The following is a 15,186-nucleotide window of genomic DNA, read 5'->3' as shown; positions in this document are numbered from 1 at the left end:
AGTATGTCTAGTCTTCTTTTCCAGACTGATGAGTCTAATTTTGGAGGCGAAGCATGAATGGAACCGACACCGGCCGGTTCGACCCCGCGCTGCGGTGGCTGATCGCGGCGGTCCTGCTCGGCGGGATCATGGGCATCCTGGACGGGACGATGGTCGCCGTCGCGGCGGACACCCTCGTCGCCGGGTTCGGCACCTCGCTGGGCGCGGTCGGCTGGGTCTCCACCGCCTACCTGCTGGCCCTGACCATCGCGATCCCGGTCACCTCCTGGGCGGTGGACCGGGTCGGCGCGCGGCGGCTGTGGCTCGGCGGGCTGACGGTCTTCCTCGCCGGCTCGCTCGCCTCGGCGCTGGCGTGGGACGTGGGAAGCCTGATCGCCTTCCGCGTCCTGCAGGGGCTCGGCGCCGGGATCATCGACCCGCTGGTGCTGGTCCTGCTCGCCCGCGCCGCCGGACCCGCCCGCGCGGGACGCGTCATGGGGCTGATGGGCCTCATCCTGTCCCTCGGCCCGGTCGCCGGTCCCATCGTGGGCGGAATCGTGCTCGACGCGCTCGGCTGGCGGTGGATGTTCCTCATCAACCTGCCGGTCGGCGCGGCGGCCCTGCTGCTGGCGCGGCGCGTCCTGGCGGCCGGCCCCCGGGATCCGGACGCGCCGCGCACCCCGCTCGACGTCACCGGGCTCGCGCTTCTGGGGCCCGGGTTCGCCGCCGGTGTCCTCGCCCTGTCCAGGGCGGTGGGGCAGCCCGCCTGGCAGCCGCTCGTCCCTTTGGCGGCCACCGCCGTCCTCCTCGCCGCCTACGCCGTGCACGCGCTGCGGGTCCGCCGGACGCCGCCGCTCATCGACGTCCGGCTGTTCGCCCGCGCGTCCTTCACCGCCTCCGTCGCCGTCATGACGCTGACCGGGCTCGGCACCTTCGCCGCCCTCTTCATGCTGCCGCTGTACTACCAGCAGGCCCACGGGCACGGCGCGCTCGCGGCCGGCCTGCTGGTCACGCCCGTCGGGCTCGGCGGCGCCCTCGCCATGCCGGTGGCGGGACGGCTGTCCGACCGCGCCGGGTCCCGGGCCCTCGCCCAGGGCGGCGCGGCGCTGGCACTGCTCGGCATGCTGGCCTTCACGCGGGTGACGGCCGACGCCGGCGAGGTCTGGACATCCCTCGCCGCGTTCGCCGTCGGCCTCGGGCTCGGCTGCGTCGGGGCGCCGACGATGGGCGCGCTGTACCGGACGCTGCCGCCCGCGCTCGTCCCGCAGGGCAGCTCGGTGCTCTACATGCTGAACCAGCTCGGCGCCTCGGCCGGCATCGCGGTCGTCGCGCTGATCGTCCAGCACGCCGCCGGCGGCCCGCCCGCGGCCGGATACCACGGCGTGGCCTGGTTCGGCGCCGCCGCCGCGGCGGTGATCCTGGCCGGCACCGCCGCGCTGCCCGGACGGCCCCGGGAGGCCCCGGCCCTCCGTTCCGGCAATGCCGGGGTAAAGGACGCTTCGCGATCTTGATTCTTTGCGCCGGGGCCGGTTTACACGCGCATGACGTGCGGGTACTTAACGCAACGAGATAGTGACACACAGTGAACGAATGATCCTCGGGGTGGCAAAAGCCCCAGGTCGAGAGACGGGAGGCGGCGGATGATCCGCACGGAGAGTGAGATGCGGTCCGCCTCCCCGTCCCCTCCCCCGCGCGGGCCGGTCCGTACGGCCGAGGGCGTTCACCGCGCGCCGCACCGCGGCCGGACCCGCCCCCCAGCGGGTGCCGCGGGCCCGGCGCGCGGCGACACACCTCGGGTCCTCGGCCGTACCGGACCGGTGCCGCGCCGACGTCCTCCCCAGGGCCCGGTGCCGCCCGCCCCCGCGGCACCGGCGTCCCCACGGCCGGACCGGCGGCCGGCGGCACCGGACCCTGCCGCCGGTCCGGCCCCGGGCATCCGGGCGCCGTCGTGGCGCCCTCTCCAGATCGCCGGGCGATCGCCCGCGCCCGGCACACGACGGGAGGGAGGTGGGAGCCAGCCCCGAGAAGAACCGGCGCCGCGCCGGTGAACACAGGCGGCCGGCACTTCGTCCGACCCCCGTCCCGGCCGCCGACGCAGTAAGGGATCGCTGCGGAACCGGCCCGTGGAGGAGCGACACCCTCCACGGGCCCCGGTTCACAGCTTCAGGCGCCAGACCTGCCCGTGCACGACGTCCCCGAACCGCTCCACCGGCGGCTCCTCCTCGGTGAGGACGAACCCGGCCCGCTCGTAGAGGCGGTGCGCGGGACGCTGGAGCGCCGTGGTCCACAGCATCATCTCGGCGTAGCCCGCCTCGGTCGCGAACCGGACGCACTCGGCGACCAGCGCGGCCCCGACCCCCGTCCCGCGGGCGTCGGGCTCCACGTGCAGCAGCCGGAGCTGCGCCACGTCGTCCTCGCGCCGCACGCAGAACACCGCGCCCACCCGGACGCCGCCGGATTCGGCGATCCACGCATCCTCCCGCTCCGGGTCGTGGCCGCGCACGTAGTCGGCGACGACGGAGGCGACGAGGGCCTCGTAGGTGCGGTCCCAGCCGCATTCCTCGTCGTAGAGGGCGCCGTTGCGCTCCACCACCCAGCCGAGGTCGCCGGGACGCAGCGCGCGCAACGTGAACCCGTCGCCGCGCGTGCGGTCCCCGAGGATCTCCTGGATGGAGCGCATCGCCGAGACGAGACGGCGGCGGCCGGCGGGGTCCAGCCCGTCCAGTAAATCGCGGATCTCGGCGACGGAGCGCTCGTCCAGCATGGCGAAGACCTCGCGGCCCCGCGGGGTCAGCCGGACGACCTGGCGGCGCGCGTCACCCGCCGCGCGCTCGCGAACGACCAGGCCGTCGGCCTCGAAGCGGGCCAGCATCCGGCTGAGGTAGCCCGCGTCGAGGCCGAGCGCGCGGCGCAGGGCGAGGACCTCGGAGTCCTCCCGCTGCGCCAGCTCGAAGATCACCCGCGCCTCGGTGAGCGAGTACGGCGACCGGACGAGGCCCTCGCCGAGCACGCCGATGACGCCGGTGTAGAAGCGGTTGAACGCGCGGACCGTGCCGACGTCCTCCGGGGTCACCGCCATGACCGCCTCCCAACGTTTGACTCGGTCAAACATTAGGGGATCAACACGGCGGGACACCAGTCCCGGGAGGGATCAGGCCTTCGCCTCCGCTTTGGCGGGCGGCAGCGCCCGCGCGTCGTGCACGATCCTGCGCTCGACGAAGAAGGTCATCAGCGGGACGATGCCGCCGAGCACGATCATCACCATCCGGCCGAGCGGCCAGCCCGTCCGCCGCCACAGGTCGTAGGCGGCCACCAGGTACACCATGTAGAGGAACCCGTGGACGGGCGCGACGATGCCCGCGAGCGCCGGCATGTCGGTGGGGCCGTACTTGAGGACCATGCCGATCGTCAGCAGCACCAGCAGCGTGCCGACCACGAGCGCCAGGATGCGGTACCTGGTCACCGCGCCTTCCACAGGAGTCACACCTTTCGTCCGGACGTAGCGGCGAGGGCGGGGTCAGCCGCGCCCGCGGCTCTGCGCGTTGAGCCGCGCGAGGTAGCGGTTGTAGGCCGCGAGTGCGGGGTCCTCTTCCTCCTGCTGCCGGATGATCTCCTTCTTCACCTCGGCCTCCGCGGGCTCCTCGATCACCTTCGGGGCCGGCTGCACGCCGGCCCGCTCGTCGCGGATCATCTTGACCCACATCACCACGACGAAGATCGCGAAGATCGGCCACTCGAACGTGTACGCCCAGCTGCGGTCGTTGCCGGACTGGGCGCGGTCGAACTGCCACCAGCCGAAACCGAGGAACGCGCCGCACAGCACGATCGCGAGCGCGTGCAGCCCGAGCCAGCCTGGGGTGAGGAACCGTCGCACGTCCCCGAGCCTACCCGCGGTCCACCGGACCGCGACCGCGACCCCGCCCGTCGCGGCGGCCGCGCACCCTCCTCTTCCCAGACCAACTCCACTAGATCACCCGAAACTGTCACGGGTTGCCCTTACGTTGCCGGGCATGGCGAGCAGCGTGGCGGCAGGGACCGCACAGGCGTACACGTACACACGGCCGTCCGGGCTGGGCGAGGGCCTGCTGGGCCTTTCCACGTCCGGTGGGACGACCGGCAGCGGGCCGCAGGCGCACCCGTACTTCTTCAGCGGCGTGCTGACGCAGGCGGCGCCGGCCGCGGCGTCCCTGCTGGCCCTGGCCGACGTCGCCCAGACGCGGTACTTCCAGCCGCGGCCGACGTCGTTCCGGGATCCGGTCGTCACGTGCAACGGCGACCGGATCCGGATGGAGTCGTTCTCGGCGTGCGGCGGCGTCTACGCGCGGCTGGACGTCCTGGAGCCCGCCCTGGACGGCGAGGTGCACGAGCGCGGCACGACGAACGTGGACGTCAACGGGCCCCTGCGGGAGGCGCTCGCCCGCGTGGGCGGGTCGGACCCGCTGCATCTGGCGGTCGGCGCCGACGAGCTGGCGGTGACCACGATGGACGGCGCCGTGGTGGAGAAGAAGGTGCCGCTGCCCGACCGGTGGCTCCGGGGGTTCGCCGAGGTCCAGGTCATCACGGCGGGGTTCGATCTGCGGGGCGAGCTGAAAGGGCCCGACGCGGTGCGCTTCCTGCGGTCCCTGCCGCGCGGCTCGCGCGGGCCGCTGTGGGCGGTGCCCGCCGGGCGGACGCTCCGGGTCGCGTCCCGTCCGGCCGCCGGGGCGGTGTGCCTGGCCGGGCCGGACCGGCTGCGGACGATGCTGCCGCTGCTCCGCTTCGCGCGGGCCCTGCGCGTTTACGGACCGTCCGCCGCCGATGGCGGCGGGCCCGTGTCGAGCGTGTGGGAGCTGGAGATGCCCGGCATGCGGTACGTGCTGACGCTGTCCCCTCAGCATTCGCGCGGCTTCTCCGGCGAGGGGGCGGTGCTGGACGCCCTCTCGACCGACGAGGCAGCAGGGGACGCCGATCTGGTGGGCGCCCTGCTGTCGTTCGAGCCGCGGGTGGAGCCGGACCTTCTGGCGGAGCGATCTGGCCTCACGCTGGAGCGGACGAAGGCGGCGCTGGTCCAGCTCGGGACGTCCGGACGCGTCGGGTTCGACGCGGCCGAGGCCGCGTTCTTCCACCGGGAGCTGCCCTACGACCCGGCGCGGGTGGCCGACCTCAACCCCCGGCTGCGGTCCGCGCGCAAGCTCGTTCAGGACGGTGCGGTCCGGTTCACGGGCGAGGACGCCGCCGTCGTGGTGAGCAACGGCGGAGAGCGTCAGGTCCGTTTCGAGGGCGACCGCGTCACGTGCACCTGTCCGTGGTGGTTCGACCATCGGGGCGAGCGCGGACCGTGCAAGCACGTCCTCGCCGCCCGGACGGTCCGCCGCGAGACGGCCGTGGAGGCGGCGCGATGAGCACCTGGGACGACGTCCAGAAGGCCATCGACGACCATGATGTCGACCGGACCGCGCGCCTGGTCGCCGGGCTCGGCGAGGACGGGCGCCGCGAGATCGCCAAGGATCTGCCCGGACGGCTGAAGGCGATGCGCGCGGCGTCGGAGTACGGGTTCCTCGACCGCGGGGTCCTGGAGCCGCTGATGGTCGCGGGCGCGGGAACGATCGGCGGCCCGGCGGGCGTGGCCACGTGGCTGTGCCGCAGGGAGATGCGGCTGTGGTGGAGCGCGGACCGCTACGCGCGGCTCTGCGCGGCCCTCGACGCCGTCACGTCGCACCGTCCCGCCGAGTGGCGCGCGGAGGTCGCCCGGCGCGTCGCCGACCGCATCCGCGCCTCGGACGGCGAGTGGGCGTTCTGGTACATCGCGGCGGCGTTCACCCGGTCGGCGGGTGCCGCTCCCCCGGAGTCGGACGGGTTCGTCGTCGGGTGGGTGACCGAGACCGTCCCGCAGCGGCTCGCCGACGACCCGTTCCTGGACGCGCTCGTCCCGAGGCTGTTCGAGGCGGAGGGCGTGGGAGCCGCTCTCGCCGACGACGAGGCCAGACTGAAGTGGGACAAGACCCGGATGAGCACCTGGGCCGCGGCCATCGCCGCTCTCGCGCACACCGGGCGGCTCGACCGCGCGCTCCTCCTCGACGGCTGCGTGAGGCGTTTCCTGCGCGGCGGCACTCCCCATAACCTGCGCTGGTTCGTCCGGCTGCACGACGCCCTGGAACCCACCGAGGACGAAGTGGTCGAGCGCGTGCGCGACTACGTCCGGCTGCTGCCCGCCGCACCCTCGACCGTCGCCGACCTCGCCCTGCGCCAGGTGCGGCGGGCCGACGAGCTCGGACGCCTCGACGGCGCCCTGTTCGAGGAGGCGGCGGACGCCGCGCTGTTCCGGACGGAGAAGAAGCTCGTCCGGAACACGCTGGGCTGGCTCGACAGGTCGGCGCGCAAGCGCGGCCGGGTCGATGTGACGCTCCGGGCCGTCGCCGCCGTCTTCACCTCCGACGCGCTCGACCTCCGGGAGCGCGCCGTCAAGATCGCGGTCCGGCACGCCGGCCACGCGGGCGAGGCCGTCCGCGAGGAGGTCCGCGGCGCCGCGGCCGACCTCCCGCCCGTCCCGCGCGACCAGATCGCGCAGGCGTTCGGCGAGGTCGACGCGGGGGCCGAGCCCGAGCCGCCCATGGCGCCGCCGCCGTTCGTCCCGCGCGAGGCGCCCGCGCCGATCGGGTCCCTCACGGAACTGGCGGAGGAGTTCGCCGGCCTTCTGCGCGGCATGGAGGAGGACTGGCGCGCGGCCGAACGGTTCCTGGCCGCCCTCATCGGCTTCGCCCACCGCGACCCGGAGGGGACGCGCGAGGCGCTGAGGACGCCGGCCGACGAGAACGCGCCATGGATCACCAACCCCGACGCCTACACGTACATGCACGGGGCCGCCCGGGAGAGGTGGGCCCAGTTCCCCGTGCAGACCCTGCTCCGCCCGGCGACGCCGCCCCGCATGTACCGCACCCTCGCCGCCCTCATCAAGGGCCGGTCCCGTGCGGCGGACTCCGCCCCGCAACTGGAGCGTTTCCTCACCCTGCGGAGGCACGAGATCGCGTCGGCGGTCGGGACGGTGCCCGTCCTGCTCGCGACGCCGACGGAGGGCGGCGGCCACGTCGACCCCGACGTCCTGGTCGGACGGCTCGAACGGCTGGAGGAGGCGGGCATCGAGCCCGGCCGTGCCGAGCTCGCGCAGGCGATGCTCCGCGTCCCCCGCGAGATCGACCCGGCCGCCGCGGCGCGCGCGAAGGGGCTGGCGTCCGAGGCCGGGCAGGCCGTCGCGGCCTGGCTCGCCCAGGGCGGCCTCGCCGACCCCGCCGTCACGTGCGAGCTGCTCGACGAGCCGGTCGCGACGGTCGGCGGCCGGGTGCGGCGCCTGCCGTCCCGGGTCCTGTCCACGGTGGACGTGCCCGGCGACTCCGACATCGCCCACCTGTGCGCCTTCCCCGAGGAGGGCTGGACGGGCGTCGGGACGGACGCCTACGGCCTGTCCACGGCCTTCTGGCCGTCCGTCCTGCCGTCCCACCGCGAGGTGGCCGCCGCGCATCTCGTCCCCTACCTGGGCGACGAGGGATGGGGCCAGGGCGCCCTCCTGCTCGACCTGGCCGAGGCGGACGGGCCCACCGGCGCGGCCACCGGGACGCTGCTGGCCTTCGCGCTCGGCAACCCGCGCCCGGACGAGCGGACGAGCGTCGTCGAGGCGGTCCTCGCCTTCAGCGCGCAGGGCGCCCTCCCGGCGGCCGAGACCGGCGCGGCCCTCGGGAGGCTGGCCGCGCTGAAGCGCGTCACCCCCTCGCGCGCCGTGAAGGCGCTCACGGCCGCCGCCGACGCGGGCGCCCACGCCGACGTCTGGACGATCATCAGGGCCGCCCTCCCGGACGCGCTCCCGGCCCCGGGCGAGCGCGCCGCCACCGGGGTGCCCGACCTCATCGCCCTCGGCACCCGCATGGCCGAGAGCACCGGGGCGAGGGGCCCGATCCCCGAGGTCCGGGCGGTGGCGGACCGCGGCGGGTCCAGCCGGCTCGTCAAGGAGGCCGAGCGGCTCGACCGGGCCCTCGCAACCTGAGCGGGCGTCCCGGTGTTGCCAGGAGTGTCGGTCCCGTATGGGACGCTGAGATCCGCCGGAAGGAGCGCTGGACGATGACCGAGACACTCGCGTTCGGCACGGTCGACACCGTGCTCGGCCGCCTGCTCGTCGGCGAGACGGAGACGGGGGTGATCTCGCTGCACTTCCGCGACACCCCCGCCCCCCGCGCCCGCGTCGCCAAGGCCGCCGGGCTGCCGGTGGTGGAGGCCCCCGGCCGGACGGAACCCGTCCTGTCCGCACTGCGCGACTACTTCGCCGGCGATCTGAAGCACTTCGAGACCCCGGTCGACTGGCGGCTCACGTCGGACGTCCAGCGGCAGGTGCTCTCGACGCTCTACGCGTCCGTCCCGTACGGGAAGGTCGTCACCTACGGGGAGCTGGGCGACCGCAGCGGCACCGGCGTGCACGCGCAGGTCATCGGCCAGGTGATGGGGAGCAACCCGATCCCGCTGATCGTCCCCTGCCACCGGGTCGTCGCCTCGAACGGCCTCGGCGGCTACAGCGGCGGCTCCGGCGTCGAGGTCAAGCGCTGGCTCCTCACCCTGGAGGGCGCCCTCCCCGCCACCCTCGACTGGGACATCACCCGCGCACCGTGACGTTTACCGACGGGAAGTCGGAAAACCTAGAATGGGCGGGTGCCGAAGATCAGTGAGGCGACCGTCGCCGAGCATCGGGCGCGGCAGCTGCGCACCCTGCTGGACGCCGCGCGGGCGCTGGTGGCCGAGGAGGGCATCGAGGCGCTCTCGCTCGCGGCGCTGGCCCGCCGGGTGGGGCTGTCACGGCCGAGCCTGTACGAGTACTTCCGGTCGAAGGACGACCTGGTCGCGGCCGTCCTGGAGCAGGAGCTGCCGCGCTGGGCGGAGCACGTCGAGCGGGCGCTGGCCGGGGCGCAGACCCTGGACGGCAAGGTCGAGGCCTACATCAGGGCACAGCTGGAGGTCATGACCGACGGGCGGCACGCCGCCGCCGTCGCGCTCGTCGAGCACGCCCTCGCCGAGCCGGCGCTCGAACGCATCCGGGTCGGGCACGCGCAGCTACTGCGCCCGCTCGCCGCCGCCCTGGACGCCGGCGGCGTGCCCGAGCCGGCCCTGCGCGCCGAGCTGATCCAGGGGCTCGTCGACGCCGCCGCCCGCGTCGCGCAGCGCGACCCGGCCGCCGCCGGGACCGTCGTCGCCGCGGCGCTCGCCCAGGCGACCGGGGGCCTGGGTCAGGCGGGCTCCTGCGCGTAGGTGACGCCGGTGAGGGTCTCGGAGACCTCCCAGAGGCGGTCGCCCAGGCCCGGCCGGTCCGCCTGCGGGGGCGTGACCACCTCGGTCGGGGAGCCGCGGTACTGGAGCAGGCGCGGGCCGTAGCAGCCGCCGCCCTTGGCGTCCGGCGCCGTCGCGGCGTACAGCGACGGGAGGGCGCCGGCGGCCGCGGACTGCGCCATCAGCGCGTTGCCCACGCCGGTGACCTTCTCCATCAGGGAGTTGCCCTGCATCCTCGGCCCGGTCTGCTGCAGGTTGGTCGCGGCGTAGCCGGGGTGGGCCGCGACGCTGGTCACCTCCGGGACCCGGCGGTCCAGCTCCTTGGCGAAGACGAGGTTGGCGAGCTTGGCCTGGCTGTAGGCGGACCATTTGCGGTAGCCGCGCTCGCCCTGCAGGTCGTCGAAGCGGAGCCGCCCCGACCAGGCGAACGCCGAGGTCACCGTGACGACGCGGGCGGACGGCGCGGCGCGCAGCGCGGACAGCAGCAGGCCGGTGAGCGCGAAGTGGCCGAGGTGGTTGGTGCCGAACTGCATCTCGAACCCGTCGGCGGTGGAGCGGCGCGGGATGGCCATCACGCCCGCGTTGTTGACCAGGATGTCCAGGGGCGCGTCGCCGTGCCGGGCCGCGAACGTCCGGACCGACGACAGGTCGGCGAGGTCCAGGGAGCCGAGGGCGACGTCGGCGCCCGGGACGGCGACCTTCACCCGGTCGAAGGCGGCCTGGCCGCGCTCGGCGCTCCGGCACGCCAGCACCACGGAGGCGCCGTGCTTCGCCAGCTGGAGGGCCGTGTGGTAGCCGATGCCGCTGTTGGCGCCGGTGACGATCGCCCGCCGGCCGCGCAGATCGGGGATGTCGCCGGCCGTCCATCCGCCCATGGGGCACCTCCACGTCATATCGCGAGTCTCACAAGTTAGACGGGTGCTCGAATAGCGGCAACGGATCCGCGATGTGGCGCGATTCACAGCGGGGGCGCGCCCACCTCGGCGGAGCGGGCGCGCCGCTCCGCTCAGGCGGGGAGGTGCTTCTCGATGGCGGCGACGACCTCGGCCGCCTCCGGCTCGGTCTGCGGCGCGAACCGGGCCGCGACCGTGCCGTCCCGCGCGACCAGGAACTTCTCGAAGTTCCACCGGATGTCGCCGGTGTGGCCCTCGGCGTCCGGGGTGCCGACGAGCCCCCGGTACAGCGGGTGCCGGCCGTCCCCGTTGACCTCGATCTTCTCGGTCATCGGGAACGTGACGCCGTACGTCGCCGAGCAGAACTCGGCGATCTCGTCCGCGGTGCCGGGCTCCTGGCCCATGAACTGGTTGCACGGGACGCCGAGGACGGTGAAGCCGCGCCCGCCGTACCTCTCCTGCAGCCGCTCCAGGCCGGAGTACTGGGGGGTGAGGCCGCACTTGGAGGCGACGTTGACGATGAGCACGGCCTTGCCCTGATACTGCCCGAGGTCCGCGGATCCGCCCCGCAGACCGTCGATCTCTACGTCGAAGACAGACATGAGGCCGATCCTAGGAGATCACTCCCGATGACCGGCCGGGTCCTCGTCCCTGCCCTCGCTCCTGCTCGGCCGGCGCCGGACGGGAGGCCCCGCCGCCGGCGGCGGTTCACGTGCCCAGGGCGTCCACGAAGGCGGCGAGCTGGTTGCCGGCGTTGCCCAGCTCGCTGATGGCGTTGTTGACCACGCCCGCCGCGGCCGTCGGAGAGCTCAGCAAGTAGAAGATGACGAAGGCGATCGCCACATAGCGGAGGTTCTTCTTGTTCATCCTGCGCCCGTCCCTCGGTTGTAGCGCGCGACACAAATGACCCGATCCAATTGTGCCCAGCCGCGTCTGTCCGCAAAGCGCGATTTTACTGTGACGCGGCGGCAACCGCTTGGTGGCCCCGATCACGCCGCGGACGCCAGGAAGCCCCGTACCGGCGGGGGTACGGGGCCAGGGAGCCGACCGTCAGTTCGGGATCGCGCTCATGAACTGCGACAACGACTCGGCGGCGTTGCCGAGCCCGCTCAGCGCGTTGTTGACGAGGGTCGCCGCCCCCTGGGGCCTGCTGATGACGTACCACGCCACGAAGGCGATGCCTGCGATCTTCATATGCTTCTTGTTCACTTCCACCACCCTCTGAAGTCAGTTGCCTACGCAGTGTAGTTCCCCTGGGCGGTGGAAGGGAGAGCAAGGGGAGGCAAAGAGCGGGTCAGGTCCCCTTGGCGTTCTCGGAGAGGTACTCGATGTAGAAGGGCCGCAGAGCGTCGGCGAGGTCGCCCTCCCCCGCGTGCGTGAACTCCTCCAGCAGCGACAGACCGTGGAGGAGATCGAACTGCGCGCGGTCGACCTCCCCCCTGGCAGCGGCGGCGGCCGGGATCGCGCGCAGCAGGTCCCACAGGAAGCCGACGTCACGCCGCTCCCTGGCGAGGCTCATCGCGCGGTCGTGCAGTTCCTTGGACGACAGCTCGTCCAGCTCCGCGCCCTCGGGCGTCACATCGGACATGGTCCGACTGTAATCGAGCCCCCGGCCGGTCACATCCTGACGACGTGACCGGTCACTTCGCGACGGATTCACCGGTCACTTCATGTCGAAGCCGTTGGTCACTTCGTGACGCAGCCGTTGGTCACTTCGTGACGACGTCCTGCGGGATCGGCTGGTCGCTCTTCAGCGCGCCGAAGAGCTTGGCCGACTTCGACCTGTCCCACGTGATGTACGCGCCCGCGGACGCCGAGCTCCCGCTGCCGCCGATCGGGACGGTGGTCGTCACGCCGCTGCCGCCGCTCACGCCCTTCATCGCCCACATCATGCGGACGAGGTCGTACAGGTGGTCGTCGTCGTCCACGAGGAAGTTGCTGGTCGCGTTCATCGCCAGCGGAACGCTGCGGAACGGGTTGAACATCGTCCCCGGGCTCGTCGCCTTCTTCATCAGCGCGCCGAAGAACTGCCGCTGGTGCTCGACGCGTTCGAGGTCGGCGCGGGCGAACTTGCGGGTCCGGACGTAGCCGAGCGCCTCGCCGCCGGTGAGCGTCTGGCAGCCCGCCTTCAGGTCGAGGCCCGCCTTGGGGTCCTTGATGTCGTCCTTGACGCAGATGTCGACGCCGCCGACCGCGTCCACCACGCCCACGAAGCCGCCGAACCCGATCTCGGCGTAGTGGTCGATGCGCAGGCCGGTGGCCTTCTCCACGGTCTGGACGAGCAGCTTGGGCCCGCCGAAGGCGAACGCCGCGTTCAGCTTGTTCGACCCCTTCCCGGGGATCGGGAGGTAGGAGTCGCGCGGCAGGCTGATCAGGGACGTCCCGCCCGAGCCGTAGTGCAGCAGCATCATCGAGTCGGTCCGGCGGCCCCCGGCGAACCCGGTGGCGAGCCGCTTCTGGTCGGACTTCGACAGGCCCTCGCGGCTGTCGGACCCGACGATCAGCCAGTTCGTCCCCGGGGTGTCGGCGACCCGGCCGGGGTAGTCCACCAGGACCGACTCCCGCTTCAGCCGCGAGTCGAGGTAGAAGTAGCCCGCGATCGGGACGATCAGGAGCACGACCACGACGACGGCGAGCACCCGCGGCCAGCGCCGCCGGCGGCGCCTCCGGTAGGGGACCCGGTCGCCGGGGCCGCCCCGGTCCATCCCGCCCCCGGCGAGCTGGTCGCCGGCGTACGGATCGTCGTAGGGGTCGTAGGGATCCCCGTGCGTGTCCCGCCCGTAGGCGGCCTGGTGGTGCTCCGCCCGTACGGAGTGGTCCCTGCTGCGCCCCACGCGGTCGCCCTCCTTGCGTGTCCAGCCCTCCGGCCAGCCGTCGGTCATGCGTAGACCTTAGACAAGTCACGGGGTCCGCCGCGTCCGACCGGCGCATGATTGTCCACAGCCACAAATCACCGCGCTATGTGACACATGAAGCGGACACTCTCCCTCTCAAGGCGCACACTGCCCCTGGCCGGACAGGACGCGCGGAGGGCGGCGCATGGGAGCAGGACGGCGTTTCGCCAGGCGACTCGCACAACGCAGGACGGACCGCCGCCGCGGCGGCAGGGAGCAGGCACCGCCCGACCCCGGGTTGCCCGAGGTGATTCTCTCCTGGCACGCCAGGAACGAGGAGCTGACCGAGACGGGCATGGTCACCATGGCGCGGCGGCTGCCGGCCACGATCGCACAGGCGGCGGGGCTGGCCTGGCGGGCGAGCCGGGCCGACACGGTCGCGACCATCTCCCTCAACCTCGCCGCCGGGTTCTTCACCGCGTTCTGGCTGCTGGCGACGACCGGCGTGCTGACCGCGCTGTTCAGCTCCGCGCCGACGCCCGCCCGGGTCCGCGAGGCGCTGCCGGCGCTGGCGCTCGTCGCGGCGGCGGTCACCCTGCGGGCCGGGCTGCAGGCGGCCGCGGGCTGGGCGCAGGCGCGGCTGGACCCGCAGGTCGAGCGGCTGGTCGAGCTGCGGCTCTACGAGACGACGACCGCGGTGGACCTGACCGCGCTCGACGACTCCGACTTCCTGGACGACCTGAAGCGCGCCCAGGGACGCGGCATGATGGCGGCGCCCATGGTCGTCCAGCACGCCGTGGACGTCCTCACCGGCGCCATCGGCATGATCGCCGCCGCCGGGACCCTCGGCGTGCTGCACCCGATCCTGCTGCCGCTGCTCCTCCTCACCGCCGTGCCCGAGGGGTGGGCGTCCGTCCGCGCCGCGCGGATGCGGTACCGCATGGTGCTGTCACTGGTCGGGGTGACCCGGCGCAAGTGGATCCTCTCCGACCTGATGGTCGACCGGCGGCACGCCGCCGAGGTGCGGTCGTTCACCATGCGGCGGTTCCTGCTGGACCAGTACGACCGGTCCGCCTCCTACCAGCGGAGGGTCGAGCTGGACGTGGCCCGCCGGCAGACCCTCGTGAAGATCACCGGTGACGCGATGAAGGGCGTCGCGACCGCGCTCGTCTACATCGCGCTCGGGTTCATGCTGTGGAAGGGCACCGTGCCTCTGGCGGTCGCGGGCACGGCGGTGCTGGCGATCCGGTCGGGGCAGACCTCCCTCGTCAACCTCGTCTACGCCGTCAACCGGTGCTACGAGGAGGGCCTCTACTTCAACGACTACATCGAGTTCTGCGCCGCGGCCGAGAAGCGGGTCCCGCGCCGTGCCCTGCCGCCCGCGCCCCTGGAGAAGCGCGAGCGGCTCCCGGACGACTTCGCGTGCATCCGCGTCCGGGACGTGACCTTCACCTACCCCGGCTCGGACGCGCCGTCCCTCAGAGGCGTCTCCCTGGACCTGCGCAAGGGCGAGGTGGTCGCGCTCGTCGGCGAGAACGGGTCCGGCAAGACGACCCTCGCCAAGATCATGGCGGGCCTCTACGACCCGGACCGCGGCGAGGTCCGGTGGGACGCGGTGCCGCTGTCGGCGGTGCCGCCGCAGGAGGTGTGGGAGAACATCGCCGTCATCGCGCAGGAGTACACGCACTGGCCGATGACCGCGCGGCAGAACATCACCATGGGCCGCGGGCGCGAGCACGTCGACGGCGACGCCGAGGACCCCGAAATGCTCGCCGCCGCCCGCGCCGCCGGGGCCGACGAGGTCGTCGGGGAGCTCGCCCACCGGTACGGCACGCTGCTGGACCGCCGCTTCAAGGGCGGCGCCGAGCTGTCGGGCGGGCAGTGGCAGCGGCTCGCCGTCGCCCGCGGCTTCTACCGGGACGCGCCGCTGCTCATCTGCGACGAGCCCACCGCCGCGCTCGACGCGCGCGCCGAGCACCAGCTGTTCGAGCGGATCCGCACGCACGCCGACGGCCGGACCGTCCTGCTGATCACGCACCGGCTCGCCAGCGTCCGCCATGCCGACCGGATCTACGTGCTGGAGCACGGCGAGGTGACCGAGGAGGGCGACCACGCCTCGCTGATGGCGCGCGGCGGCCTCTACGCCGACCTGTACTCGCTCCAGGCGGCGGCGTACGGGGCGGGCACCTCCGGCTAGA

The 15,186-nt window shown here is 73.4% G+C and carries 15 protein-coding genes; 6 read left to right on the top strand and 9 right to left on the bottom strand.

What is annotated here, in order from left to right; all coding sequences use genetic code 11:
• The first annotated feature begins 53 nt into the window (after positions 1-53).
• On the top strand, positions 54-1,490 hold the full coding sequence (locus BM339_RS07830) for a DHA2 family efflux MFS transporter permease subunit (RefSeq protein WP_075020367.1): 1,437 nt from the start codon (positions 54-56) through the stop codon (positions 1,488-1,490).
• Between the two features lie 644 nt (positions 1,491-2,134).
• Here the strand turns inward: BM339_RS07830 and BM339_RS07825 are convergent.
• From BM339_RS07825 to BM339_RS07815, 3 genes are all read right to left on the bottom strand, one after another.
• On the bottom strand, positions 2,135-3,058 hold the full coding sequence (locus tag BM339_RS07825; RefSeq protein ID WP_075020366.1) for a bifunctional helix-turn-helix transcriptional regulator/GNAT family N-acetyltransferase: 924 nt from the start codon (positions 3,056-3,058) through the stop codon (positions 2,135-2,137).
• Positions 3,059-3,130: 72 nt separating this feature from the next.
• Positions 3,131-3,442 carry a DUF3817 domain-containing protein gene (locus BM339_RS07820; RefSeq protein ID WP_235206511.1) on the bottom strand — a complete coding sequence of 104 codons (312 nt, stop codon included), beginning with the start codon at positions 3,440-3,442 and terminating at the stop codon, positions 3,131-3,133.
• A gap of 54 nt (positions 3,443-3,496) precedes the next feature.
• On the bottom strand, positions 3,497-3,853 hold the full coding sequence (locus BM339_RS07815) for a hypothetical protein (RefSeq protein ID WP_021599811.1): 357 nt from the start codon (positions 3,851-3,853) through the stop codon (positions 3,497-3,499).
• A gap of 136 nt (positions 3,854-3,989) precedes the next feature.
• Here BM339_RS07815 and BM339_RS07810 point away from each other — a divergent pair, with 136 nt between their 5' ends.
• The 4 genes from BM339_RS07810 to BM339_RS07795 all read left to right on the top strand — a co-directional run bounded on the left by BM339_RS07810 (position 3,990) and on the right by BM339_RS07795 (position 9,243).
• Positions 3,990-5,360 carry an SWIM zinc finger family protein gene (locus BM339_RS07810; protein ID WP_021599812.1) on the top strand — a complete coding sequence of 457 codons (1,371 nt, stop codon included), beginning with the start codon at positions 3,990-3,992 and terminating at the stop codon, positions 5,358-5,360.
• On the top strand, positions 5,357-7,993 hold the full coding sequence (locus tag BM339_RS07805; RefSeq protein ID WP_075020365.1) for a DUF6493 family protein: 2,637 nt from the start codon (positions 5,357-5,359) through the stop codon (positions 7,991-7,993). The genes BM339_RS07810 and BM339_RS07805 overlap by 4 nt, the downstream gene beginning before the upstream one ends.
• 74 nt (positions 7,994-8,067) lie before the next feature.
• Complete coding sequence (locus tag BM339_RS07800; RefSeq protein WP_075020364.1) at positions 8,068-8,610, top strand: methylated-DNA--[protein]-cysteine S-methyltransferase; 543 nt, start codon at positions 8,068-8,070, stop codon at positions 8,608-8,610.
• Positions 8,611-8,649: 39 nt separating this feature from the next.
• Positions 8,650-9,243: a TetR/AcrR family transcriptional regulator gene (locus tag BM339_RS07795; protein WP_024936051.1), complete on the top strand. Its 594-nt coding sequence runs from the start codon at positions 8,650-8,652 to the stop codon at positions 9,241-9,243.
• On the opposite strand, the gene BM339_RS07790 is transcribed toward BM339_RS07795, so the two are convergent.
• From BM339_RS07790 to BM339_RS07775, 6 genes are all read right to left on the bottom strand, one after another.
• Positions 9,222-10,136, bottom strand: a complete 915-nt coding sequence (locus tag BM339_RS07790) for an oxidoreductase (RefSeq protein ID WP_024936052.1) — start codon at positions 10,134-10,136, stop codon at positions 9,222-9,224. The two genes, BM339_RS07795 and BM339_RS07790, sit on opposite strands and share 22 nt — an antisense overlap.
• Before the next feature lie 131 nt (positions 10,137-10,267).
• Positions 10,268-10,756: a glutathione peroxidase gene (locus BM339_RS07785; protein WP_021597680.1), complete on the bottom strand. Its 489-nt coding sequence runs from the start codon at positions 10,754-10,756 to the stop codon at positions 10,268-10,270.
• A gap of 106 nt (positions 10,757-10,862) precedes the next feature.
• Positions 10,863-11,021, bottom strand: a complete 159-nt coding sequence (locus tag BM339_RS49680; RefSeq protein ID WP_021597681.1) for a hypothetical protein — start codon at positions 11,019-11,021, stop codon at positions 10,863-10,865.
• Between the two features lie 183 nt (positions 11,022-11,204).
• On the bottom strand, positions 11,205-11,363 hold the full coding sequence (locus tag BM339_RS49675; protein WP_177287643.1) for a hypothetical protein: 159 nt from the start codon (positions 11,361-11,363) through the stop codon (positions 11,205-11,207).
• Positions 11,364-11,448: 85 nt separating this feature from the next.
• Entirely contained in the window at positions 11,449-11,742 is a 294-nt protein-coding gene (locus BM339_RS07780) for a hypothetical protein (RefSeq protein ID WP_075020363.1), read from the bottom strand.
• A 121-nt stretch (positions 11,743-11,863) separates the two neighbouring features.
• The gene (locus tag BM339_RS07775; RefSeq protein ID WP_075020362.1) at positions 11,864-13,036 is read right to left on the bottom strand and encodes an LCP family protein; all 1,173 of its coding nucleotides are present in this window, start codon (positions 13,034-13,036) and stop codon (positions 11,864-11,866) included.
• Positions 13,037-13,193: 157 nt separating this feature from the next.
• On the opposite strand from BM339_RS07775, the gene BM339_RS07770 reads away from it, so the two are divergent.
• Entirely contained in the window at positions 13,194-15,185 is a 1,992-nt protein-coding gene (locus BM339_RS07770) for an ABC transporter ATP-binding protein (RefSeq protein WP_083597408.1), read from the top strand.
• Position 15,186 lies beyond the last annotated feature (1 nt).

The organism is Actinomadura madurae (assembly GCF_900115095.1).
Taxonomy (GTDB): domain Bacteria; phylum Actinomycetota; class Actinomycetes; order Streptosporangiales; family Streptosporangiaceae; genus Spirillospora; species Spirillospora madurae.
This window is presented reverse-complemented; position numbering and strand designations above follow the sequence as displayed.

Bases quoted from the DNA above. Each gene is read 5' to 3' on its own strand.
- BM339_RS07780 (WP_075020363.1), bottom strand. From the start codon at position 11,742: ATGTCCGATGTGACGCCCGAGGGCGCGGAGCTGGACGAGCTGTCGTCC.
- BM339_RS49680 (WP_021597681.1), bottom strand. From the start codon at position 11,021: ATGAACAAGAAGAACCTCCGCTATGTGGCGATCGCCTTCGTCATCTTC.
- BM339_RS07770 (WP_083597408.1), top strand. From the start codon at position 13,194: ATGGGAGCAGGACGGCGTTTCGCCAGGCGACTCGCACAACGCAGGACG.
- BM339_RS07825 (WP_075020366.1), bottom strand. From the start codon at position 3,058: ATGGCGGTGACCCCGGAGGACGTCGGCACGGTCCGCGCGTTCAACCGC.
- BM339_RS07785 (WP_021597680.1), bottom strand. From the start codon at position 10,756: ATGTCTGTCTTCGACGTAGAGATCGACGGTCTGCGGGGCGGATCCGCG.
- BM339_RS07830 (WP_075020367.1), top strand. From the start codon at position 54: ATGAATGGAACCGACACCGGCCGGTTCGACCCCGCGCTGCGGTGGCTG.
- BM339_RS07790 (WP_024936052.1), bottom strand. From the start codon at position 10,136: ATGGGCGGATGGACGGCCGGCGACATCCCCGATCTGCGCGGCCGGCGG.
- BM339_RS07810 (WP_021599812.1), top strand. From the start codon at position 3,990: ATGGCGAGCAGCGTGGCGGCAGGGACCGCACAGGCGTACACGTACACA.
- BM339_RS07800 (WP_075020364.1), top strand. From the start codon at position 8,068: ATGACCGAGACACTCGCGTTCGGCACGGTCGACACCGTGCTCGGCCGC.
- BM339_RS07805 (WP_075020365.1), top strand. From the start codon at position 5,357: ATGAGCACCTGGGACGACGTCCAGAAGGCCATCGACGACCATGATGTC.
- BM339_RS07775 (WP_075020362.1), bottom strand. From the start codon at position 13,036: ATGACCGACGGCTGGCCGGAGGGCTGGACACGCAAGGAGGGCGACCGC.